This is a genomic window from Halorussus gelatinilyticus, assembly GCF_023238445.1.
Taxonomy (GTDB): Archaea; Halobacteriota; Halobacteria; order Halobacteriales; family Haladaptataceae; genus Halorussus; species Halorussus gelatinilyticus.
Genome location: NZ_CP096658.1, coordinates 129,784 through 150,796, shown reverse-complemented (window position 1 = coordinate 150,796; position 21,013 = coordinate 129,784). Strand labels below are relative to the sequence as shown.

21 protein-coding genes are annotated in these 21,013 nt (G+C 67.1%); 9 read left to right on the top strand and 12 right to left on the bottom strand.

Annotation, left to right across the window (positions count from 1 at the left end; translation table 11 throughout):
• Window position 1: 1 nt before the first annotated feature.
• Both M0R88_RS00730 and M0R88_RS00725 read right to left on the bottom strand, forming a co-directional pair.
• On the bottom strand, window positions 2-1,021 hold the full coding sequence (locus M0R88_RS00730) for an NADP-dependent oxidoreductase (RefSeq protein ID WP_248655053.1): 1,020 nt from the start codon (window positions 1,019-1,021) through the stop codon (window positions 2-4).
• A 65-nt stretch (window positions 1,022-1,086) separates the two neighbouring features.
• Window positions 1,087-1,674 (bottom strand): NADPH-dependent FMN reductase, encoded by a 588-nt coding sequence (locus M0R88_RS00725; protein ID WP_248655052.1) that lies wholly within the window; start codon window positions 1,672-1,674, stop codon window positions 1,087-1,089.
• A 91-nt stretch (window positions 1,675-1,765) separates the two neighbouring features.
• Here M0R88_RS00725 and M0R88_RS00720 point away from each other — a divergent pair, with 91 nt between their 5' ends.
• From M0R88_RS00720 to gdhB, 3 genes are all read left to right on the top strand, one after another.
• Window positions 1,766-4,843 carry a bacterio-opsin activator domain-containing protein gene (locus M0R88_RS00720; RefSeq protein WP_248655051.1) on the top strand — a complete coding sequence of 1,026 codons (3,078 nt, stop codon included), beginning with the start codon at window positions 1,766-1,768 and terminating at the stop codon, window positions 4,841-4,843.
• Window positions 4,844-4,924: 81 nt separating this feature from the next.
• Entirely contained in the window at window positions 4,925-5,074 is a 150-nt protein-coding gene (locus tag M0R88_RS00715; protein ID WP_248655050.1) for a rubrerythrin-like domain-containing protein, read from the top strand.
• 9 nt (window positions 5,075-5,083) lie between these two features.
• Window positions 5,084-6,373 (top strand): glutamate dehydrogenase GdhB, encoded by a 1,290-nt coding sequence (gene gdhB, locus M0R88_RS00710; protein WP_248655049.1) that lies wholly within the window; start codon window positions 5,084-5,086, stop codon window positions 6,371-6,373.
• A gap of 180 nt (window positions 6,374-6,553) precedes the next feature.
• Here gdhB and M0R88_RS00705 read toward each other — a convergent pair whose 3' ends face one another.
• The 4 genes from M0R88_RS00705 to M0R88_RS00690 all read right to left on the bottom strand — a co-directional run bounded on the left by M0R88_RS00705 (window position 6,554) and on the right by M0R88_RS00690 (window position 10,336).
• On the bottom strand, window positions 6,554-7,984 hold the full coding sequence (locus tag M0R88_RS00705; RefSeq protein WP_248655048.1) for a serpin family protein: 1,431 nt from the start codon (window positions 7,982-7,984) through the stop codon (window positions 6,554-6,556).
• Between the two features lie 140 nt (window positions 7,985-8,124).
• Window positions 8,125-8,910: a DUF2321 domain-containing protein gene (locus M0R88_RS00700; protein WP_248655047.1), complete on the bottom strand. Its 786-nt coding sequence runs from the start codon at window positions 8,908-8,910 to the stop codon at window positions 8,125-8,127.
• Window positions 8,911-9,080: 170 nt separating this feature from the next.
• Window positions 9,081-10,013 (bottom strand): HhH-GPD family protein, encoded by a 933-nt coding sequence (locus M0R88_RS00695; RefSeq protein WP_248655046.1) that lies wholly within the window; start codon window positions 10,011-10,013, stop codon window positions 9,081-9,083.
• Between the two features lie 56 nt (window positions 10,014-10,069).
• Entirely contained in the window at window positions 10,070-10,336 is a 267-nt protein-coding gene (locus tag M0R88_RS00690) for a YgaP family membrane protein (RefSeq protein WP_248655045.1), read from the bottom strand.
• 144 nt (window positions 10,337-10,480) lie between these two features.
• On the opposite strand from M0R88_RS00690, the gene M0R88_RS00685 reads away from it, so the two are divergent.
• From M0R88_RS00685 to M0R88_RS00670, 4 genes are all read left to right on the top strand, one after another.
• Window positions 10,481-10,723, top strand: coding sequence for a hypothetical protein (locus tag M0R88_RS00685; RefSeq protein WP_248655044.1), 243 nt, complete (start codon window positions 10,481-10,483; stop codon window positions 10,721-10,723).
• Between the two features lie 86 nt (window positions 10,724-10,809).
• On the top strand, window positions 10,810-11,142 hold the full coding sequence (locus M0R88_RS00680; protein ID WP_248655043.1) for a ribbon-helix-helix protein: 333 nt from the start codon (window positions 10,810-10,812) through the stop codon (window positions 11,140-11,142).
• Between the two features lie 168 nt (window positions 11,143-11,310).
• The gene (locus M0R88_RS00675; protein ID WP_248655042.1) at window positions 11,311-12,021 is read left to right on the top strand and encodes an RNase P subunit p30 family protein; all 711 of its coding nucleotides are present in this window, start codon (window positions 11,311-11,313) and stop codon (window positions 12,019-12,021) included.
• Window positions 12,005-12,619, top strand: a complete 615-nt coding sequence (locus M0R88_RS00670; protein ID WP_248655041.1) for a class I SAM-dependent methyltransferase — start codon at window positions 12,005-12,007, stop codon at window positions 12,617-12,619. Before M0R88_RS00675 ends, M0R88_RS00670 begins: the two co-directional genes overlap by 17 nt.
• Before the next feature lie 175 nt (window positions 12,620-12,794).
• Here the strand turns inward: M0R88_RS00670 and M0R88_RS00665 are convergent, their stop codons facing one another.
• Genes M0R88_RS00665 through M0R88_RS00650 form a run of 4 tightly spaced genes read right to left on the bottom strand, consistent with a single transcriptional unit; the run spans window position 12,795 to window position 17,901 of the window.
• Window positions 12,795-13,850: an ABC transporter permease gene (locus M0R88_RS00665; protein ID WP_248655040.1), complete on the bottom strand. Its 1,056-nt coding sequence runs from the start codon at window positions 13,848-13,850 to the stop codon at window positions 12,795-12,797.
• Window positions 13,851-13,908: 58 nt separating this feature from the next.
• Window positions 13,909-14,985 (bottom strand): ABC transporter permease, encoded by a 1,077-nt coding sequence (locus M0R88_RS00660; RefSeq protein ID WP_368409403.1) that lies wholly within the window; start codon window positions 14,983-14,985, stop codon window positions 13,909-13,911.
• 46 nt (window positions 14,986-15,031) lie between these two features.
• Window positions 15,032-16,738 carry an ABC transporter ATP-binding protein gene (locus M0R88_RS00655; RefSeq protein WP_248655038.1) on the bottom strand — a complete coding sequence of 569 codons (1,707 nt, stop codon included), beginning with the start codon at window positions 16,736-16,738 and terminating at the stop codon, window positions 15,032-15,034.
• Window positions 16,739-16,785: 47 nt separating this feature from the next.
• Window positions 16,786-17,901 carry a BMP family lipoprotein gene (locus tag M0R88_RS00650; protein ID WP_248655037.1) on the bottom strand — a complete coding sequence of 372 codons (1,116 nt, stop codon included), beginning with the start codon at window positions 17,899-17,901 and terminating at the stop codon, window positions 16,786-16,788.
• A 154-nt stretch (window positions 17,902-18,055) separates the two neighbouring features.
• On the opposite strand from M0R88_RS00650, the gene M0R88_RS00645 reads away from it, so the two are divergent.
• Together M0R88_RS00645 and psmA are read left to right on the top strand one after the other, a co-directional pair.
• Entirely contained in the window at window positions 18,056-18,535 is a 480-nt protein-coding gene (locus tag M0R88_RS00645) for an Rpp14/Pop5 family protein (protein WP_248655036.1), read from the top strand.
• A 4-nt stretch (window positions 18,536-18,539) separates the two neighbouring features.
• Complete coding sequence (gene psmA / locus M0R88_RS00640) at window positions 18,540-19,301, top strand: archaeal proteasome endopeptidase complex subunit alpha (protein ID WP_248655035.1); 762 nt, start codon at window positions 18,540-18,542, stop codon at window positions 19,299-19,301.
• 135 nt (window positions 19,302-19,436) lie between these two features.
• On the opposite strand, the gene M0R88_RS00635 is transcribed toward psmA, so the two are convergent.
• Window positions 19,437-20,234: a M14 family metallopeptidase gene (locus M0R88_RS00635; RefSeq protein WP_248655034.1), complete on the bottom strand. Its 798-nt coding sequence runs from the start codon at window positions 20,232-20,234 to the stop codon at window positions 19,437-19,439.
• A gap of 79 nt (window positions 20,235-20,313) precedes the next feature.
• Window positions 20,314-21,000 carry a DUF7344 domain-containing protein gene (locus M0R88_RS00630; protein ID WP_248655033.1) on the bottom strand — a complete coding sequence of 229 codons (687 nt, stop codon included), beginning with the start codon at window positions 20,998-21,000 and terminating at the stop codon, window positions 20,314-20,316.
• Between the last annotated feature and the right edge of the window lie 13 nt (window positions 21,001-21,013).

Below are 21,013 nucleotides of genomic sequence, written 5' to 3'. Positions count from 1 at the left end.
GTTACTCCTCGCGCTCGCCGACCTGCACGAGTTGCTTGCCGATGTTCTCGCCCTCGAACAGGCCGAGGAAGGCGTCGGGCGCGTTCTCCAAGCCCTCCGTCACCGTCTCGCGGTACTGAATCTCTCCCTCGGCGACCCACTCGCCGAGTTGCCGGGTCGCCTGCTCGAAGCGCGGCGCGAAGTCCCCCACGAGCAGGCCCTCGACCGTCGCTCGTGTCTCGATGAGCTTGCCGAGCTTTCGCGGTCCGGTCGGCATCTCCTCGGCGTTGTACAGCGAAATCTGGCCGCAGACCGCGACTCGCGCGTCCACGTTCAGCTTCGAGAAGACGGCGTCGGTGATGGGACCGCCCACGTTGTCGAAGTAGCTGTCCACGCCGTCCGGGGCGGCCTCGTCCAGCGCCGCGCGGTAGTCGTCGGTGTCCTTGTAGTTGATTCCGGCGTCGAAGCCGAGTTCGTCTTCGAGGAACGCGACCTTCTCGTCCGACCCCGCGAAGCCGACGACGCGAGCGCCCGACTGCTTGGCGATTTGGCCGGCGACCGACCCGACCGCCCCGGCCGCGCCCGTGACGACGAACGTGTCGCCGGCTTTCGGCTTGGCGACCTCGCGGGTGCCGAAGTAGGCGGTCCGACCCGGCATCCCGAGGACGCCGAGCGCGGTCGAAATCGGCGCGAGGTCGGGATTCACCGACTGGAGGTCGCTCCCCCGAGCGGTCGCGTAGTCGGCCCAGTGGAGGTCTCCCGCCACCACGTCGCCCGCCTCGAAGCCCGCGCCGTTCGACTCCACGACTTCGCCGACGACGCCGGCCCGGAGCGGGTCGCCGACCTCCCACGGGTCGGCGTACGACTCTCCGGCGTCCATCCGGCCGCGCATGTAGGGGTCTACCGAGAGGTAGAGCGTCCGGACCAGCACTTCGCCGGGGTCCGGGTCCGGCACATCCTCTTCGACTAACTCGAAGGTGTCGCGGTCGGGTTTGCCCTCGGGACGCTTCGCCAGTAGGTACTTGCGGTTCGTCTCCGGCATAGTTCCAGTAAGGGCGACCACGGGGAAGGGACCTGCGGAAGGGGCAGGGATGGTCGGTTTAAACCTCAGTCAACCGCACCGACGTTCTCCTCGCTCTCCATCGTCGGCGGGGCCGGTTCGATGTTGGCGTAGTGGACGACCTCGCGGCCGAGTTCCCGGACGCGCTCGGCCACCGTCTCGTCGGTGAACGTCCCGTCTCGAACCGCCGAGTGAGAGCGCGGGACCGCGGCCTGATGGGGTAGGACCCACGCGTCGAGCGCGCGACAGACCGACCGGAGGTGTTCGAGCGCCGTGATGGGAAAGCTCCCGCCCGAGACCGCGAGCAGACCCACGGTCTTGTGTTCGAACTCGTCGAACCCGCAGTAGTCGATGGCAGTCTTCAGCACCGACGAGTACGACCCGTGGTACATCGGCGACCCGAGCAGGATGGCGTCGGCCGCCCGGACCTCGCGTTTGAGTCGGTCGGCGTCGCCCGCGTCGGCGTCGTCGGTGTCGGGGTCGTACGCGGGCAGGTCGTACTCGCGCAGGTCGAGCAGTTCGGCCTCGCCGCCCTCGTCTTCGACCGTTTCGATCGCGGTCTCCAGCGCGACGCGGGTGACGCTCTCGTCTCGCAAACTGCCACAGATTGCGACGACGTGTGGCGTGTCCGGCATACCACTCCCGTCGGAAGCGAGCGACAAATAGGTACGGACGAGCGTCGGCGACAGCGAAGACTCTTGGGTCGGCGGCCGCTACGTCGCGCCGATGGATACGACTCGGGCACCGCGACCGTCCGACGGACGACTTCGCGTCCTCCTCGCGGGACCGGTCGGATGGCGCGAACAGTTTCGCTCGGCGTTCGCCGCGGACGACGCGTTCGCCGTGCAGACCGTCGAGACGGTCGAGGAAGCGGTCGGGACGGCGACCGACCGACGCACCGCGGTCGATTGCGTGGTCAGTGCTGGACGGCTCGACGGCGAGACCGGTCTCGACCTGTTGGACGCGCTCCGGTCGCACGGGGTCGCCCTCCCCTTCGTGCTGGTCCCGGCCGACGGGAGCGAATCGCTCGCCAGCGACGCCATCGCGGCGGGCGTCGCCGATTACCTCCCGGCGGACGCCGACGGCGAGACGCTCCGGCGTCGGTGCCGGGAAGCCGTCGAGCGAGGCGCGGACGAGCGCCGCCGGCGCGAGCGCGCCGACCAGTTCGAGTCGTTTTTCGCCACGCCGGAGCAGTTCAGCGCGGTCCTCGACGCCGACGGGACGGTCCGCCGCGTGAACCGGGGGGCGCTCGACGCGCTCGGCCGGGACGAGCAGGCGGTCCTCGGCAAGCGATTCTGGGGTCTCCCGTGGACCGACGACTCGTCGCGGGACCTCCAGCGTGCGATTCACCGCGCGCGCCGCGGGGAGTACGCCGAGTTCGAGGCGGGAGTGCCGGGCGGTAGCGGCGACGGGACCGGCCGAGCGAGCGACGGCGGAACCGGCAACGAAGCCAGATTCGAGTTCACGGTCCGGCCGGTCGCGGGCGAGGACCGCGACGCGGACCGCCTCGACGACGAGGACGCAGACCGCCTCGACGCTGCCGACGACGACGCAGACCGTCTCGACGCTGCCGACGAGGAAGTCGGCCGTCTCGTCGTGGCCGGCCGGGAAGTCGCCGAGCGCGTCCGACTGGAGGAGGAACTGCGCGAGTCCGAGGAACTCCACCGCGTCACGCTGAACAACATGACCGACACCGTGCTGGTCACCGACGACGACGGCGAGTTCACCTACGTCTGCCCGAACGTCCACTTCATCTTCGGCTACAGCGCCGAGGAGATACACGGTCTCGGGACCATCGACGAGCTACTGGGCGAGGATCTCTTCGACCCCGACCGACTCGACGCCGAGGGCGTGTTGACCAACATCGAGTGTACCGCGACCGACGAGGACGGCCGGGAACACACCCTGCTGGTCAACGTCCGGCAGGTCTCGATTCAGGGTGGGACGACCCTCTACAGTTGCCGCGACATCACCAAGCGCAAGCAACGCGAGCGGGCGCTCACGCAACTCCACCGGACCAGCCGGGACCTGCTGTACGCCGAGACGAAGTCGGAGATAGCCGACCGCGTGGTGACGGACGCCGACTCGATTCTGCCCGCGGCCGCGGCGCTCTACCGGTTCGACAGCGAGGAGAACGTCCTCTACCCGACGGCGGTCTCCGACGAGTTCACCGACCTCGTAGGGGTGCTCCCGGAGTTGCGCCTCGACCGCGACAGCCCCGTCACCCGCGCCTTCGTGGAGGACGAGACGCGAACGTGCGACCTCAGTGGTCGGACCGGCCGCGGAAGCCGACCCGACACTACGGACTGGACCGGCATCACGGACCGGACCGACCACGGAGACGGAGCTGGCCGCGGCGACCGACCCGACCGCGTTCCTCGGTCGCCGTTCTCGACGCTCGGCGATTACGTCGCTGTGCCGCTGGGCGACCACGGCGTCTTCGTCGCGGCCGCCGCCGACGGGACCTTCGACGAGGTGGCCGAGGAGGTCGCGGAACTGCTGGCCGCGACGACCGAGGCGGCGTTCGACCGGGTGGAGCGCGACGGCGAACTCCGGGAGCGCGACCGGCGACTCCAGCGCCAGAACGAGCGGCTCTCGCAGCTCAACCGGGTCAACGAGTTCATCCGGGAGATAGACCAAGCGCTCGTCGGCGCGGAGTCCCGCGAGAAGATAGAGACGGCCGTCTGCGAGCGACTGACCGCCGACGACCGCTTCCGGTTCGCGTGGATAGGCGGGACGACCGCGCTGAACCGGACGCTCCGACCCCGGACGTGGGCCGGGGCCGAACAGGGGTACCTCGACGCCGTGCCACTGGAGTTCGACGGCGACCCGAAGACGGTCGAACCGAGCGTCCGGACCGCCGAGCGCCGGGAGGCGACGCTCGTCTCGAACGTCGCCGAACACCTCCGGACCGGCCGGTGGGGGAAGGAGGCGGTGTCGCGGGACTTCCAGTCGGTGCTGTCGATTCCGCTGGCGTACGACGACGTGCTGTTCGGGACGCTGACCGTCTACGCCGACAGCCCCGACGCCTTCGACGAGATGGTTCGGTCGGTCCTCCGGGAACTCGGCGACACCGTGGCGTCGGCCATCAACGCGGTCCAGCGCAAGGAGGCGCTCCAGAGCGACACGGTGTTCGAACTCGAATACCGCGTCGCCGACCCGAGCGCGCTCCTCGCCCGCCTCGCGAGCGAGACCGGGGCGACGATAGCGGTCGAGGGCGACGTAACGGGCGACGACGGGACGACGCTCGTGTTCGCCACCGTCGAGGGCGCGCCGCCCGACCGCGTGGTCGCGGCGGCCGACGAATCGGTCGGCGTCGCGGACGCGGAGTCGATTCGGGAGACCGACGAGGGCGGTCTGGTCGGTCTCCGCCTGCGCGAGAAGTTCGTGACCGCGGTGCTGGCCGACCACGGGGCGGTTCTCCGGCGCTTCGAGGCGACCCCGGAGGGCGTCTCGTTGACGGTGGACGTTCCCGATTCGGTGACGACGCGCTCGATAGACGAGGTGGTCTCGAACACGTACGACGGGGCCGAACCGGTCGCGCAGCGCGAGCGAACGCGGGCGCTGGACACGCGCGGGCGGACCGGGCGACTCGTGGACGACCTCACCGAGCGACAGTTGGAGGTGGCTCAGATGGCCTACCACGCGGGGTTCTTCGACTCGAAGCGCGACGTGACCGGTCGGGAAGTGGCCGAGATGCTGGACATCTCTCACACCGCGTTCTACGACCACGTTCGGCGAATCGAGCGGAAACTGTTCGCGTCACTGTTCGAGAACCGGGCGCGGCCCTCAGGGGTTGAATAGTAAACAACGCGTCCGGGGGGTACGGGTTACTATTCAACGAGACAGTCCATGTTCGGGGAGCCGTTTAGCAATATTTACCGAATGAAAACCCGCGACCCAGACTACGACGCGGACGCAGATTACGAGTACGAGTGCCTGAAGTGCGGCGAGACGGTGAGCGCGAGTAGCCACCCCGGCGAGTGCGACGACTGTGGCAGCGCGATGCGCAATCGACGGATGCCCTGCGAGTAGGTACAACGAATGGCAACGAACACACTCGACGACTCCGAGACGGACGAGTACTCCGAGACCGAATCGGCGCTCCAAACCGCGCTGCGACAGCTCTCGGCGGCGGCGACCCACGTCGACGTGGACGAGGGCGTCATCGAACGCCTCAAGCACCCGACGCGAGTGGTCGAGGTCGGCGTGCCGCTGAAACGCGACGACGGGAGCGTGGAGGTGTACACGGGCTATCGCGCCCAGCACGACGACGTGCGCGGCCCGTACAAGGGCGGCCTGCGCTTCCACCCCGACGTGACCGCCGAGGAGTGCGTCGGGCTGTCGATGTGGATGACGTGGAAGTGCGCCGTGATGGACCTGCCGTTCGGCGGCGGGAAGGGCGGCGTCGTCGTGAACCCGAAAGACCTCAGCACCGAGGAGAAAGAGCGCCTGACCCGGCGGTTCGCCGAGGAGATTCGGGACACCATCGGGCCGAAACAGGACATCCCCGCGCCCGACATGGGCACCGACGCCCAGACGATGGCGTGGTTCATGGACGCCTACTCGATGCAGGAGGGCGAGACGACGCCGGGCGTCGTCACGGGCAAGCCGCCGGTCATCGGCGGAAGCGAGGGCCGCCAAGAGGCGCCCGGTCGCTCGGTCGCCATCATCGCCCGCGAGGCGCTCCGGTACTACGACAAGACCGTAGACGAGGCCACCGTGGCGGTCCAAGGCTTCGGTTCGGTCGGCGCGAACGCGGCCCGCCTGCTCGACGACTGGGGTGCGAACGTCGTCGCGGTCAGCGACGTGAACGGCGCGGCCTACGACACGACGGGACTCGATACCCACGCGGTGCCCTCCCACGAGGAGCAACCCGAGGCCGTGATGCAGTACGACGCGCCGAACACGCTCACCAACGAGGAAGTCCTCGAACTCGACGTGGACGTGCTGATTCCGGCCGCCATCGGGAACGTCATCACCGCGGACAACGCCAGCGACGTGCAGGCCGACGTCGTGGTCGAGGGCGCGAACGGCCCGACCACCTCGTCCGCCGACGAGATTCTGAACGAGCGCGGTGTCGCCGTGATTCCGGACATTCTGGCGAACGCGGGCGGAGTCACCGTCTCGTACTTCGAGTGGTTGCAGGACATCAACCGGCGTCAGTGGTCGCTCGAACGCGTCAACGACGAACTCGAATCCCACATGCTCTCGGCGTGGGACGACGTGCGGGCCGAAGTCGAGGCCCGTGACCTGAGCTGGCGCGACGCCGCCTACGTCGTCGCGCTCGAACGCGTCGGCGAGGCGAAATCGAGCAGAGGGCTCTGGCCGTAGCGAACGCGGTCGGAGAACGTGAACGAAGCGAACTTCGCAGACGGCGGGCGCATCGGGTTCGCTTCGTGAAGAGAACTAGGGATTTGCTTGCTCGGAGGAACGCCGATGCGCCGGGTCAGGGGCGGGCGGTGCTGTCCGCTATTTTCTGTGGGACCGAACATCACGTCCCGAAGAAGTGGGTCACGCCCCGGAGAGGTCGGTCACGCGCCCGACGAACAGCGGCGTCTCCGTCGGGCGGTCCCGGACGTAGAACAGGAACGGACGATTCACGCGCATCTCGACCTGCCTCGGCGGGGCGTCCTCCGCGATTATCGCCGCCGTCGCGGCCGCGGCCTCGGTCCCGCGCTCGTCCACCGAGACGACGCTCCGGTGGCGGACGTCGCTGACGGAGAGACCGCTGTCCTCCTCCGCGCTCATCCCGCTCAGGTCGGCAGAGGGGCCGAACGCTCGCTCCACGCCGAGGGACTTCAGCGCCTCCACGAGGCCGACCGACGAATCGACCTTGAACTTCGGGAGCGCGAGGTCCACCAGCGCCTCGGTCGTCCGGTCGAGCATGGTGGCGAGTCGGTCCACCGTCAGCGACGCCTCGAAGTCCTCGAACTCGCCCGCGGCGGGGAGGACGACGACCATGCTCGTGGCCTCGTTGGCGTAGGGGAGTTCGACCAACTGGTGCCCCTCGATTTCGGCGTACTGGACCTCTATCGACTGGTGCATCGTCGGCACTTCGGTCGTCGTCCCGTCGAGCGCGGTGAACTCGCGCGGTTCGGTCTCCTCCTCGGAGAACGGCACCTTCCAGCGCGCCGAGAAGTAGACCGCGTTCGTCAGCACGAGGCGAGTAGTTTGGTCGATGGACCCGCGCACGAGCAGGTCCTCGATTCGGTTGCCCGTGTTGTCGGCGACCCACGAGTTGATTCGCTTCCGGGCCGTCTCGGGCGACCCCCGGAAGTCCGCGAGTCGCAGGCCAGCGCCGTAGTAGGCGTCGAGCAGGTCCAGAAACTCCTCGCGGAAGGGGTAGCCCTCCTGTCCCCAGACGGCGTTCGCCGTCGTGAGTTCGAAGGCCGGGCCGGGGTCCTCGCCGTCGTCGCCGGAGACCGTCCGGACGTTCGCTTCCGTCCCGTCGGCGTTGCGGCGCTCGAACTCGGCCGCCAGCGACGCGAACGCCGGATGGAGGTCCTCGCGGTCGAGGACGAAGTGGAGCGCGTCGGCCAGTTGCGCGGCCGTCTCGCCGCGCGCCCCGGCGTACGTCATCGCCAGCGCGACCGAGACGCTGTAGGGCGAGTAACAGCAGTTCGGCGCGTCCCGCTGGTCGCGCAGGACTTCGAGCAGGTCGAGCGCGAACGCGACGTTGCCCCGAATCTGGTCGGCGAGCAGATCCTCGGCAATCTCGGGGTCGGTCGCGGGGTCGATCTGCGGGAACGACGGCGCGTCGAGGTCGTCGAAACCGGGCGATTCGGTGGTCGTCTCGGTCGCCGGCTCGGCGGACGTAGACGTGTCGCGGGTCGTGTCGGTCGCAGTTCCGGTCGTCTGCGGGTCGTCGCTTCCGGTACACCCCGCGAGTCCGGCGAGGAACGCGCCGGACAGCGCGAGCGTTTCGCGGCGGCGGAGGGTCATGGACGGTCGTTCCACGGGTCGGGATAAACGCTTTCGGTAGGGTGAAGCAGGCGCTTCAGTTACAGGTCGAAACGAGCGGTCGAACCGGACTCAGCGACGGAGGCGGGCGACGAGTTTTTCGACATTTAGGTTTGGTTGTATTATTTCCGATGAGCGGTTTTGGCTTCTGTTCGGAGCCGGAACAGGATTTTTGCAACGGTCGTGGCCAATTCTGACTGCTCCTTCAAGTCCCCTCGCAAGGGATGCTCCTCAACCGAATGCGCGGACGCATCACCACGGTACTTCAACTTCTCGACTGCCCGGAAAAACGCTTCATCGAGCGTTGGCCCATATTTCTTGATTTCCTCCCGCTGTGATTTCAGATTCTCAATTAATGTCGAGAGCGGAAGTGTGATGCTGTTTTCCGTATCGAACCAGAGGTCAACCGCCTCCATGCCGTTCGTTGCCCGCAGGATGTCGATAGTTAGACTCTCGATTAACTTCCGGTTGAGAACTAAGACTGCATGATCTGCTTTGGTCTTATAACAAAGGTTAATTTCGTACACGAGCGCGGGGTAGAACTGCCCATCGATCTTTGAGTCATCAATATCGATGAAGTCTCCATCGCGTTGTTTCTGCGCCTCGACAGTCGAGGTCCACGGATGTGATTCGCCGCATCCATGGCAATAGCTCGGGATACTGTCCTTACCGGGATAGGGCGGGCCATTGTACTCGGTTTGGATATGATGATGACAATCCGGGCATGTTGTCCGGACTTCACCCCCACAGTTCGGGCAGTACGCGTAGGGTGCCGCATAATCTGGATTGATTACCTGTTGCGAGGTGACCGGTTCGTCTATTTTGATTTGCTGGACACTCACGTCCTCTGCTTTCTCTGAGTCAATGAGATGCCCGTTCGTACAGACAGCGAGGTAGTAATTGGCCATGGTTTCGTGGCACTCATCTGACTGTCTTAAAACCTCACCTGTATACCCGCATCATTGCCGGTCGTTGCAGAGGATTTCGTATGACGGTCCATGATGCGCCACTGCCTACCCGCTCCAGAACCTCACTGGATGAAGTAACAAATGTCCTAGTGGGTTCACCCCGAATTAACCTACTGACGGAGTCGGGCCCTGGTGTCTCCGTCCCGTTCTTCGACGTCGACCAGTCCGTCGTCCGCGAGGTCCGAGAGGAGTCCCTCCAGCCACTCCCGGCCGTACTCCCCGCCCGGCGCGTAATCGACCCGGACGCGGGGACCGAGTTTCGACAGGGGGAGTTCGTCGTACTCCTTCAGAATCGAGACGACCTTCCCCCGGAACTGCCTGCGCGACCCCTCGAAACTCGGCTGGGTCGGCACGTCCGGCGCGGTGAAGTCGCCGGTCTCGTAGGCGTGACACCACTCGCGCCACGGACACCCCGCAGAGTCGCACTTCGGCGACTGCTCGCAGGCGACGCCGCCCAACTCCATGATGGCGTTGTTCCAGACGCGGGACTGGCCCTCGGGCATCGCTTCGCTGGCGGCTTCCTCGAAGAGCGCGTCGTCGTCGGGCACGTCGAAGGCGCGGTGGAGGACGCGCTTGACGTTGGTGTCTACCACGGCGTCGCCGTTGTTGAACGCGAACGAGGCGACCGCGTTCGCGGTGTACGGGCCCACACCCATCAGATTCTGGAGTTCCTCGGGCGACTCCGGGAACTCGCCGTCGTATTCTTCGACTACCTGCTCGGCGGCCTCGTGGAGGTACTTCGCGCGGTTGTTGTAGCCGAGGCTGTGGTCGGTCCAGAACCCCACCACGTCGGCGCGGTCGGCGTCCGCGAGCAATTGGGGCGTCGGCCACCGGTCGAGAAACGCCTCCCACGCTTCCACGACCCGGCCGAGTTGGGTCTGCTGGCTCATGACCTCCGAGACCAGAATCTCGTAGGGGTCGTCGGTCTCGCGCCACGGGAACTGGCGGTGGTCGGCCTCGTACCACGAAATCAGGGCGTCGCGGACCGCCGGGAGGTCGTCGGGGAGCGAGTAGTCGGCGTCGTCCGATGCGGCGTCGCTCATTGGCGCGGGGTAGGGACGACGCGGATAAAGGGACGGCGGTTCGATTCGTCTCCGGGCTACTGGAGCGCGCGCTGTCGGACCGCTCGGGCCTCCTCGCCGAGTTTCTCGGTCGGTCGGTAGGTGTTCCGGCCCATCGCGCTGTTCGCCGGACACGTCTGGGTCAGACCGGTGACGGTCAGCACCGCGCCGACGGCGAACGCGCCGGCGGTCACCGCCGGGCGGAGTCGGACGGTTCCCTGCAGCGACGCTATCGAGAGTACCACCAGCAGCGGTCCGAGCGTGATTCGAATCCCCTCGTCGAGTCCTCCGACGTTCTTCTGCATGTGTGATCCCGAACCACGGGACGACGTCGTAACACTTGAAGGTAAGTGTCGGTCGCACCGGTCGGGCGAACCGGGCGAGTACGGGTCGGCGAGTACAGGTCGAAGCGAGGCCGATTTATGCGACCGCACCGTCACCGGCGAAACGTGACGGTCGCACGCTCGATGATGGTGGTCGGGGCGACGCTCGTCTTCGCCGGACTGGCGATGACGCTCTACGGAGTCACCGGTCTGTTCGCGGTCGGCGGCGCGCTGTTGGTCGCCGGGGCGCTGGCCTCGTTCTCGCTGTCGCCCGAGTCGGAGTCCGGCGGTGCCGAGTGTCCCGAGTGCAGCACGAGGAACTGGGCCGACAGAGCGCAGTGTCGGGAGTGCGGTGCGGACCTCCGGTGAGGCGGACTGCCGGGAAACTGTTCCCGGCCGACGCCCGGACGCGACCAGTCGAAAGGCGTTTCCGCCGGGCCGCCAATCCTCCGGGCATGAGTCTGGACGACCTACAGGACGACGTGGAAGGCGAGTACTCGGCCCTCGGCGAGGAGCTTTCGGTCGAACTGGACGGCGAGACGCGCAACGAACTGGCCCTGCTGGAGGCCGCGCTCGACCCCGAGGACACCGACGACCTCGTCCGCCGGGCGGTCCACATGCTCTTCCAGCGCACGGTGGACACCGGGAATCTGGACTTCCACCTCCGGAGCGGCTACGACGTGACCTACGACGAGTACCTCTCGGGGATGACCTACGACGAGATGACCGGCGGCGGCCAGTCGTTCCCCCAGCAACAGCAGAAGGACGACCGGCGGTATCAGTTCTGAAGGCGTCGATTCCGGGTTTCCGTTTCTATTACTGAGCCGTCGAGAGTCCGCGGGCCGCGGTTCGTTCTCGGGAGTCCGCGCGAGCGACGACGGACGGCCGACGAATCCCGACCGCGAAGGGACAGACCCAAATCCGGGCCGGGAGAACGTCCACGACGAGACACCGCTATGCCACGCTACGAGGGCGTTCACGCTCACCCCGACGGCGACAGCACCGCGGCGCGCTTCGCGGCCACCGCCGCGCGGTACGGCTTCGACGGCGTGGTCGTGCGCAATCACAGCGACTCGACGCCCGACTACGACCCCGAGCGCGTCGCCGCGGAGTACGACGTGGACGTGGTGGACGCCATCGAGATTCGGGCCGAGAACCCGGACGTGGCGGCGGGCCACGTCGGGAACTACCGACCGAAGCACACGATACTGGCGCTCCACGGCGGGACGAACGCCCTGAATCGCTTCGCGGTCGAGTCCGACCGCGTGGACGTGCTGGCCCACCCCATGCGTGGCCGGGGGGACTTCAACCACGTGCTGGCGAAGGCCGCGGCCGACCACGGGACTCGCGTGGAATTCGATCTCTCGCGGGTCCTGCGCGACGACGGTGGGCCGCGCGTGCAGGCGCTACAGGACCTCCGAAAGTTGCGAGAGATTGTCACGCAGTACGACGCGCCGTACGTCGTCAGCGCGAACCCGACCAGTCACCTCCAACTGCGCGCGCCGCGGGAGTTGGTCGCGGTCGGCGAGGCCATCGGCTTCTCCGAGGAGCAGATTCGGCAGGGTCTCGGGGAGTGGGCCGCGCTCGCCGAGCGCAACCGCGAGCGACTCTCCGACGAGTTCATTGCACCGGGGGTCAAACGCGGCAGGTATGAAGAAGACGCTTGAGGAACACGCCTCGCGCTTCGACGACGTAGCGGGCGAGTACGACGACAGCCAGAACGACACCGAGGAGTACCGCGCCTGCGTCTCGCTCGTCGTGGACCACGCTAATCCCGGCCCCGAGGACACCGTGGCGGACCTCGGCACCGGCACCGGAGCCATCGCGCTGGCGCTCGCCGAGGACGCGGGCGAAGTCGTCGGCCGCGACATCAGCGAGGGGATGATGGAGCGGGCCCGCGAGAAAGCCGCCGAGCAGGGCATCGAGAACGTCGAGTTCGGCGAGGGCCGCTTCCGCGAGCCGAACGTCGAGGCGGCCGACGTGGTCGTGTCGAACTTCGCCATGCACCACCTCAGCGACGACGAGAAGGTCGAAGCCATCGAGGCCATCGCCGAGTTGGGACCGCGGAAGTTCGTCCTCGGCGACGTGATGTTCTTCGGCGAGCCGAACCCCGACGAGCCGTTCTACAGTCCGGAAGTGGACGACCCATCGACGGTCGGCCATCTGGCGGACGCACTGACCGACGCCGGGTTCGCGCTGACCGCGGTGGAGAAGGTTCACGAGCAGGTCGGCGTGCTGGTGGCCGAGCGCGGAGACGTGGAGTAATCCACGCAGGTCGGCGCGCGACCGGTCCGGTCGCGCGCCGAACGCACCACGAGCCTCGTATCTTTTAGCGAGAGAGTCGATGACGTAGCAGATATTCGTGCGTCTCAGAAACGGTGGCGGTTTCTCTGCAATTGATAGCGAACGGCGACGGAGCGACCGAGAAAGAGTGGCCGACTTACTCCTCGGTGTCGTACGACTCCCCGACCGCCGCCGGAACCCGCGTGTACCCGACGAGATTCAGCACGACCAGCACCGCGACGTAGGGGAACAGGCCGACGATGCTCCCCGGCAGCGAGATGCCGACGGTCTGGAACTGGACTTGCAACATGTCGGTCGCGCCGAACAGCAGCGACGCGCCGAACGCGCCCAGCGGGTTGTAGTTGCCGAAGAGGTACGCCACGATGGCTATCCAGCCCCGGCCGTCCACCATCGTCACGCCGGTCCCGGTGAAGCCGCTTCCGATGCCGATGGCGAGGACCGCGCCGCCCAGACCCGCCAGCGCGCCCGAGAAGACGACAGCGGCGTAGCGCACGCGGTTCACGTTCACGCCCGCGGTGTCGAGCGCCTCGGGGTTCTCGCCCGCGGCCTGCACCCAGTAGCCGTACTTGGTGCGGTAGAGGACGACCCACGCCGCGACCGCGAGCAGGACGGTGAACAGCACCAGCGGCGAGGCGTCGAACAGGACGCGGCCGAGGACCGGAATCTCCGCCAGCAGGGGAACGGTCACGTTGTCGATGTTCGGGAGCGTCGGACTGGAGACGCCGCCCCAGAGGACGGTCGCGGTGAACGGACCGAACCCGAGTCCGATGAACCAGACCGCGAGTCCCGCGACGATCTGGTCGGCCTCGTACCGGATGGTCAGCACGGCGAAGAGCAGCGTCAGGAGCGTGGAGACCGCGATTGCGACCACGATTCCTATCCAGAGGTCGGTCTGCCCGACCGACCCGCTCCCGGCCGCGAGCCACGTTCCGGCCGCGGCCGAGAGCGCGCCGAATATCATGAACCCTTCCAGCCCGATGTTGAAGACGCCGCTCTTCTCGGCGTAGAGACCGCCGATAGCAGCCAGCGCGATGGGCGTCGCGGCCCGGAGCGCGCGCTCCGCGGTCCCGACGGTCAACAGGTCGGCGACCGGTAGGTCGAACACCGTGGCGAGGGCCGCCAGCGCGACGAGCGCGACGGCCGTCCCGCCGATTCTGAGACGGTTCCGCGCGGCGTAATCCACGACGCTCACGTCTCGTCACCTCCCGTGACGGGCGTGCGGTCGTCGCTCGCGGTCGGCGCGAGAGAACTCATCGGCCGTCACCTCCCAGCCCGGTCCGTCGTGCGGCCATCCGGAACAGTTCCGGCGTGGCGACGAACAGGACGACGAGACCGACCACGCCGTCCACGAGTTCCGGCGGCACGTCGAGCGTGAAGCCGATGTACTGGCCGCCGGCGTCGAGACCCCCGAACAGGATTCCCGCGGGAACCACGCCCAGCGGGTTGTTCGCCGCGAGCAGGCTGACCGCGATGGCGTCGAAGCCGAACCGCGGGAACGTCGAGGGGTCGCTGTAGTAGCCCAGAATCATGATGGTGAACATCGCGCCCGCGAGTCCGGCGACCATCCCCGAGAACGTCATCGTGGCGACCACGTTGCGCTTCGGGTCCACGCCGGAGTAGGCCGCCGCGGGTTCCTGATGGCCGCTGGTCACGAGGTCGTAACCGAATCTGGTCCGGGCCATCACGACGTAGACGACGAGGACCGTCGCCAGCGCCACGCCGAGACCGACGACCGAGAACGACGCGCTGTCGAAGACGAGCGACGGGAACGCGACGTACTCGGGGAAGTTCTCGGTGTTGGGCGCTGACGCGCCCGCCGGCCGGAGGTAGCGGTCCACGATGAAGAAGACGACACCCGACGCGATGAAGTTGAGCATGATGGTCGTGATGACCTCGTTGGCGTCGGCGTAGGCCTTCATCAGGCCGGGGAGCGCCGCGTACGCGCCGCCGGCCAGAATCGCCGCGAGCGTACCCAGCACCATCAGGAGGACGCCTCCGACCGTCCCCTCCGGCAGCATCGGCGCGAGGAACAGAATCGTGACCGCGGTGGCGAACCCGCCGACGACGAACTGGCCCTGCACGCCGATGTTGAACACGCCAGCCCGGAACGCGACGGCGACCGCCACGCCCGCGAGGACGAGCATCGTGGACTGGCGCAGGGTGAACGCGACGTTCGAGGTGCTTCCGAACGCGCCGTACAACAGCGACGAGACGAACTCGACCGCGTCGTACCCCGAGGCCGCGACGACGACCGACCCGAGCAGGAGCGCCAGCAGGGTCGCGGCCACCGCGATGGCGAACCGCTCGACCACCGACGCGCGGAGCATCCGGTCGGCCGCCCGGTCGAGCGCGGCGCGCGCGCCGCCGGTGTCGCTACTCACGGTTCGACACCCCTTCGGTGGCAGATTCGTCGGTAGCGGACTCGGCAGACTCAGCAGTGGCGGAATCGGCGGATTCGGCGGTAGCGGAATCGGCGGATTCGGCGGTAGCGGACTCGGTGGACTCGGCGGTGCCCGAGTCGGCGGTCGCGGGTCCGGCGCTCTCGCCGGGGTCTTCGACGGTCCGACCGGCCATCAGCAGGCCGAGTTCCTGCTCGGTCACGTCGTCGGGGTCCACCACGTCCACGAACTCGCCCTCGTACATGACCGCCACGCGGTCCGAGAGCTTCTGAATCTCCTCGAGTTTCGAGGAGACGAACAGGACCGCGGTGCCGGCGTCGCGCATCTCCAGCAGGCGCTCGTGGACGAACTCGATGCTCCCCACGTCCACGCCGCGGGTCGGATGCGAGGCGACCAACAGGCTCGGTTCGTGTTCGAGTTCCCTGCCGACGACGAACTTCTGCTGGTTGCCTCCCGACAGCGACGCCGCCTCCGCGTCGGCGTTCGGCGGTTGCACGTCGTACTCCCGGACGATGCTCTCGGCGTGGTCCCGGACGGTCCGCCAGTCGATGAACCCGTTCCGGACGTACGGTTCGACGGTCTGGTTGCCCAGCAGGGCGTTGCGAACGAGGTCGTAGTCCTGCACCAGTCCCTCGTCTTGCCGGTCCTCCGGGACGTAGGTGATACCCGACTCGATGCGCCGGCGGCGACTGGTGTCCGTGATGTCCTCGCCCTCGAAGGCGACGGTGCCCGATTCGACCTCGCGCAGGCCGGTCAGCGCCTCCACGAGTTCGGTCTGTCCGTTCCCCTCGACGCCCGCGACGCCGAGGATTTCGCCCTCGCGGACGGTCAGGCCCACGCCGCCGACCTGTTCGAGGTCGCGGTCGTCTCGGACTCGCAAGTCCTCGACGGAGAGGGTCACGTCGCCGAGGACGGTCTCGCGCTCGGGGTAGTCGAACAGCACGTCCCGCCCGACCATCATCCGCGCGAGTTCCTCCCGCGAGGTTTCGGCGGCCGCGACGGTGCCGACCGCCTTTCCGTCGCGCAGGACGGTGATGTCGTCGGCGGCTTCGAGGGCCTCGTCCAGTTTGTGCGTGATGAAGATGAGCGACCGGCCGCGGTCGGTGAGTTCCTCCATCACCTCGAACAGTCCCTCGACCTCTTGGGGCGTCAGCACCGCGGTCGGTTCGTCGAGGACCAGCACGTCAGCCCCGCGGTAGAGGCTCTTGACGATCTCGACGCGTTGTTGGGCGCCGACGCCTAACTGCTCGACAGGCGTGTCGAGATACCGGTCCACGTCGAAGCCGTAGGTCGCGCAGATGTCCTCGATGTCCTCGTGGGCGCTCGCCTCGTCCACGAGTCCGTTCTCGGTCGGTTCGTGGCCCAACACGACGTTTTGGACGACGGTCATCGTGTCCACGAGCTGGAAGTGCTGGTGGATCATCCCGACCCCGGCGTCGATGGCGTCGCGGGGCGAGTCGAACTCCCGCGGTTCGCCGTCCACGTAGATGCCGCCCGCGTCGGGATCGTAGAGGCCGTAGAGGACGCTCATCAGCGTGGTCTTGCCCGCGCCGTTCTCGCCGATGAGCGCGTGGACCGACCCCGCGTCGAGCGAGAAGTCCACGGCGTCGTTGGCCACCACGTCGCCGAACCGCTTGGTGACGCCGTCGAGTCGGACGGCGGGTGCTCGTGTCCCGCTCATGATTGTGGTGTGAGATTACGTAACATAAATAACGACGAGATGGTCGGTCAGTTCTGACAGCCGGTGGCGCTGCACGGGACCGTCACGTCGCCGTTGACGATGGCCTGCTTGGACTCTTCGAGGTTCTGGCTCACCACGTCGGGGAGCTTCGGCCCGATGACGTTGCCCAGGACCATCGCGACCGCGTCCTGTTGGAGACCCAGGATGTTCTGGCCGTTGACCTGGTCCCAGTTGCCCTTCACGATGGCCTCGGCGACGCGGTTGGTCCCTTTGTTGATGTACTTGACCGCCGACCCCATGATTACGTCCTCGTAGTCGGGCACCGTCAGTGACTGGTCGGCGTCCACGCCGATGGCGTAGCTGTTGGCCTCGCGCGCGGCTTGGAAGACGCCCTGTCCGGCCGCCGCGGCCGCGTGGTAGACGATGTCCGCCCCGGCGTCGTACTGGGACCCCGCGATGTTGTTCGCTGTCTGGGTGTCGGTGTAGTTGCCGATGTACCCGACCTTGACGCTCACGTCCTCGTTGACCCACTTCGCTCCGGCCTTGTAGGCGCGCTCGAAGGCGTTGATGAGCGCGCCGTCCACCCCGCCGACGAAGCCGACGACGGCGTTGTCGGGGTTCAGCGAGTTACCGGCGTGGTCGAGCTGTCGGGTCGTCATCGTGCCCGCGAGGACGCCCGCCTGGAACGACATCTGGTGGTTGGCCCACGAGTAGCCCGCCACGTTCGGCTGGTCCACGTAGTCGTTGATGAGCATCCACCGCTGGTCGGAGTACTGGGAGGCGTTCGATTCGAGCGCCTGCGTGTGGTTGTACCCGACCAGCACTATGAGGTCGTAATCCGGATTGGAACTCTCGGCGAGCCGCGACTGGACCGTCCGGTACTGGGACTGGTCGGTCTCCTCGACCTGTTGGATGTTGATGTTGTAGTTCTTCGCCGCGTTCTGGAGTCCCTCCAGCGCGAGGTCGTTGAACGCCTTGTCGCCGAAGCCAGCGGGACTGGAGACGATGGCGATGTTCGTGGCGTCCTGTGCGCCGACGCGGCCGGCGAGCGCGGTGCCGGCGACGAGCGTCGCGCCGGACTTGAGAATCGTGCGGCGGTCGACGGCCTTCGCGGTCGGTTCTCGTCCGTTCCCGGGTTCGGAATCAGCAGTAGTGTCAAACATTCTCGCACCCCCACCACCAGTTACGCAGACGACAGTAAATAATTACCTTTCAATATTGAAGAGTGAGTTCGAGTGATAAACGTGGGACCGACGCCGGCGGACCGAGGAACCCACCTTTCAAGCCGACACGGCACCAATCGCCGCCAACTGACCGATGAAACACCTCCCCAAGCACCTCCGACCGCGCTGGCGATACCTCGCCGTCGAACTCGAAGCGTGGCCCGACGCCGACATCGACCGCCGGGACTTCCAGCGGAGCGTCTGGTTCGCCGCACAGAACCTGCTGGGCGACGCCGGGAGCGCCGACGCCGACCTGAAAGTCCTCCAGTTCGAGTTCGGGGAGGGCACCGGGGAAGCCATCGTTCGCGCGCGTCACGGTCACGCCGAGCGAGCGCGCGCGGCGCTCGCCTGCGTGGACGAAATCCGAAACGACCCCGTAGGCCTTCGCGTCCGCGGTATAAGCGGTACGGTCCGTGCCTGTGAAGAAAAGTATTTAGGAGCAGACGGCCAATTTTGTGACGAGAGAAAAGTCGTGTTCGAGGACGCAGACCGGTCGGCCGTCGAGCGAGACGGACTCCTCGACGTGCGGACCGACGGTGCGTTCGCGGGCGCGACGGAACTCGATTTCGAGTGATACTATGCAGGGACAAGCCCAACAGCAGGCCTACGACCGTGGGATTACCATCTTCTCCCCGGACGGACGGCTCTATCAGGTCGAATATGCCCGCGAGGCCGTCAAGCGCGGCACTGCGAGTATCGGCATCCGCACCGAAGGCGGCGTCGTACTCGCGGTGGACAAGCGTATCCGCTCCGAACTCATGGAGCGGACCAGCGTCGAGAAGATTCACAAGGCCGACGACCACATCGGCATCGCTTCCGCGGGCCACGTCGCCGACGCCCGCCAGCTCATCGACTTCGCGCGCCAGCAGACGCAGGTCAACCGCCTGCGCTACGGCGAGCCCATCGGCGTCGAGACGCTGACCAAGGAAGTCACCGACCACATCCAGCAGTACACGCAGGTCGGTGGCGCGCGTCCGTTCGGCGTCGCGCTCATCATCGGCGGCATCGAAGACGGCGAGCCGCGCCTCTACGAGACCGACCCGTCGGGCACGCCCTACGAGTGGAAGGCCCTCGCTGTCGGTGCCGACCGCGGCGAGATTCAGGAGTACCTCGAAGACAACTACAGCGAGGCGATGGACCTCGACGGCGGCATCGAACTCGCGCTCCGCGCGCTCGGGTCGGTCAACGACGACGAACTCAGCCCCGAGGGCGTCGGCATCGCGACCATCGACGCCGAGTCCGAGCAGTTCATGGAACTGACCAACGACGAGACCGAGGAGTACCTCTCGGAACTCGAACTGCTCGGCGGCGGCGACGACGAGACCGAACCGGAGGAGTAGCCGACCTTTCCTTCCCGCGGTTTCGCTAGTTGGGTAGTCGTGGGTGTTCGGTTACGCGTCGATTCTGCGTTCTCTTCGAGTGGTACTATAGCGGTATCTGGCGAGCCAGAAGTCAGAAGCCGAGGAGCCGGATAGTCAGGCGTCGAGGACGCCGACGCGCTCGCCGCGGTAGCCGAAGACGTTCTCGTAGCCGTAGGCCGACATCAGGACCGGATAGAACGATTCGTCGGCGACCAGTTCCCGGCGGTTCGAGGCGGCGAAGACCTCGCCTTCCGCGACGCGCTCGAAGTTCTCGGCGAACACGCGGAACTCGTCGCCGCCGTCCTTGGGAACCGGATTGCCGAGGCGGTACACCTCCACCTCGTCGCGGCCGTAGCCCGCGACCGGTTCGTCGCCGGGGAGCGCGCCGGTCGCCTGGAGGAAGCCGTAGATGAGGTCCTCGGCGTTGTCCGCGGCCTCGTCGGAGCCTTGGAGACCGCACTCGACTTCGATAACGTGGGGGTACTCGATGAGGCGGCCGTCACTCTCGGCCTCGGTCTCGACCAGCACGGAGACCGGCAGGTAGGGACAGACCGAGCGCGCGACGGCGTCCACCGTATCGACCAGCGCGAACGGTTCGGCGTACGACTGGGTGGAGTGCAGCGAGAGCGTCGTGCAGTCGCGCACCTCTTGGGCGAGCGCGGCGGCGAGGCGACGCTCGTGAGTGTCGGCGTTCGGGTCGCCCGGAAAGGCGCGGTTCAGGTCTTCTTCGACGTATCGAACGCCGCGCTCCAGCGCCTCCTCGTTGGCGACGATGAACTTGACGGGGCGCTCGACCGCCGGCGACGACGCGAGGAGACGCTCTATCGCCCGGACGCCGCACGGTTCGTCGCCGTGAATCCCGGCGACGACGGCGATCTCGGGGGTTCCCTCGCCCAACTGCTCGATTCGCATCGGCAAAAAAGCGGCACCGCGTGGTTTTGAGCGTTTCGACTCCCGGTCGTCGCGGAGAATCTCGGCGTGAAGAAGCTCCTCAGTCGTCGGTCGGACTACACAGCGACCGAATCGGCGATTCGAGGTCCCTGCCGACGTCGGTCAGCGCCACGTAGTCGTCGTCTTGGTCGTAGTCCACGAGTCCGGCGCGGGCGAGTTTCGGGACGTGGGTGTGGTACAGCGAGAGGTAGACCTGTAACACGTCGTCGGCATCGATTCGCGTGAGGGGTTCGCCTTCCTCGGCGACGGCCACCTCGTCGGCGAGGTCCGGCAGCGAGATGTCCTCGTGGGCGAACAGCGTGACCAGCGCCTCGCGCCGCCGCGCGTCCGAGAGGAGGTCGAACAGCGCATCGAGCGAGACGGGCCGGTCGGCCGACTCGAACTGCTCGACGGTCGGGCGCAACGCCTCGAAGCGGCCGTCGTCGCGTCGAGCGACGAGTTCGCGGTCGGCGTCGTACTCCACGAGGCCCGCGTCGGCCAGTTTCGGGAGGTAGCTGTGGTGGAGGCGAGCGCGCAGGCGTACCTCGTCGGCCAGCGTGGCGTCGTCCGCCAGCAGGTCCACGAGGTCGTCCACGACGACCGTCTCGTCGCAGTCGGCGAGATGCCGAAGTAGGACCCGACAGTCCCGGTTCCCGAGTACGTCGAAGGTCGCGTCGAGCGAGGCGTCACGCTCGGTGCTGTACGGTCGGGCGTCCGCCGCGTCGTGGCGAGAGTCGGTCGTTGTCATGTCGATAGCCTCC

Excerpts from the sequence above, each read along its gene's own strand:
- M0R88_RS00730 (WP_248655053.1), bottom strand. The coding sequence starts at position 1,021 with ATGCCGGAGACGAACCGCAAGTACCTACTGGCGAAGCGTCCCGAGGGC.
- M0R88_RS00725 (WP_248655052.1), bottom strand. The coding sequence starts at position 1,674 with ATGCCGGACACGCCACACGTCGTCGCAATCTGTGGCAGTTTGCGAGAC.
- M0R88_RS00720 (WP_248655051.1), top strand. The coding sequence starts at position 1,766 with ATGGATACGACTCGGGCACCGCGACCGTCCGACGGACGACTTCGCGTC.
- M0R88_RS00715 (WP_248655050.1), top strand. The coding sequence starts at position 4,925 with ATGAAAACCCGCGACCCAGACTACGACGCGGACGCAGATTACGAGTAC.
- gdhB (WP_248655049.1), top strand. The coding sequence starts at position 5,084 with ATGGCAACGAACACACTCGACGACTCCGAGACGGACGAGTACTCCGAG.
- M0R88_RS00705 (WP_248655048.1), bottom strand. The coding sequence starts at position 7,984 with ATGACCCTCCGCCGCCGCGAAACGCTCGCGCTGTCCGGCGCGTTCCTC.
- M0R88_RS00700 (WP_248655047.1), bottom strand. The coding sequence starts at position 8,910 with ATGGCCAATTACTACCTCGCTGTCTGTACGAACGGGCATCTCATTGAC.
- M0R88_RS00695 (WP_248655046.1), bottom strand. The coding sequence starts at position 10,013 with ATGAGCGACGCCGCATCGGACGACGCCGACTACTCGCTCCCCGACGAC.
- M0R88_RS00690 (WP_248655045.1), bottom strand. The coding sequence starts at position 10,336 with ATGCAGAAGAACGTCGGAGGACTCGACGAGGGGATTCGAATCACGCTC.
- M0R88_RS00680 (WP_248655043.1), top strand. The coding sequence starts at position 10,810 with ATGAGTCTGGACGACCTACAGGACGACGTGGAAGGCGAGTACTCGGCC.
- M0R88_RS00675 (WP_248655042.1), top strand. The coding sequence starts at position 11,311 with ATGCCACGCTACGAGGGCGTTCACGCTCACCCCGACGGCGACAGCACC.
- M0R88_RS00670 (WP_248655041.1), top strand. The coding sequence starts at position 12,005 with ATGAAGAAGACGCTTGAGGAACACGCCTCGCGCTTCGACGACGTAGCG.
- M0R88_RS00660 (WP_368409403.1), bottom strand. The coding sequence starts at position 14,985 with ATGCTCCGCGCGTCGGTGGTCGAGCGGTTCGCCATCGCGGTGGCCGCG.
- M0R88_RS00655 (WP_248655038.1), bottom strand. The coding sequence starts at position 16,738 with ATGAGCGGGACACGAGCACCCGCCGTCCGACTCGACGGCGTCACCAAG.
- M0R88_RS00650 (WP_248655037.1), bottom strand. The coding sequence starts at position 17,901 with ATGTTTGACACTACTGCTGATTCCGAACCCGGGAACGGACGAGAACCG.
- M0R88_RS00645 (WP_248655036.1), top strand. The coding sequence starts at position 18,056 with ATGAAACACCTCCCCAAGCACCTCCGACCGCGCTGGCGATACCTCGCC.
- psmA (WP_248655035.1), top strand. The coding sequence starts at position 18,540 with ATGCAGGGACAAGCCCAACAGCAGGCCTACGACCGTGGGATTACCATC.
- M0R88_RS00635 (WP_248655034.1), bottom strand. The coding sequence starts at position 20,234 with ATGCGAATCGAGCAGTTGGGCGAGGGAACCCCCGAGATCGCCGTCGTC.
- M0R88_RS00630 (WP_248655033.1), bottom strand. The coding sequence starts at position 21,000 with ATGACAACGACCGACTCTCGCCACGACGCGGCGGACGCCCGACCGTAC.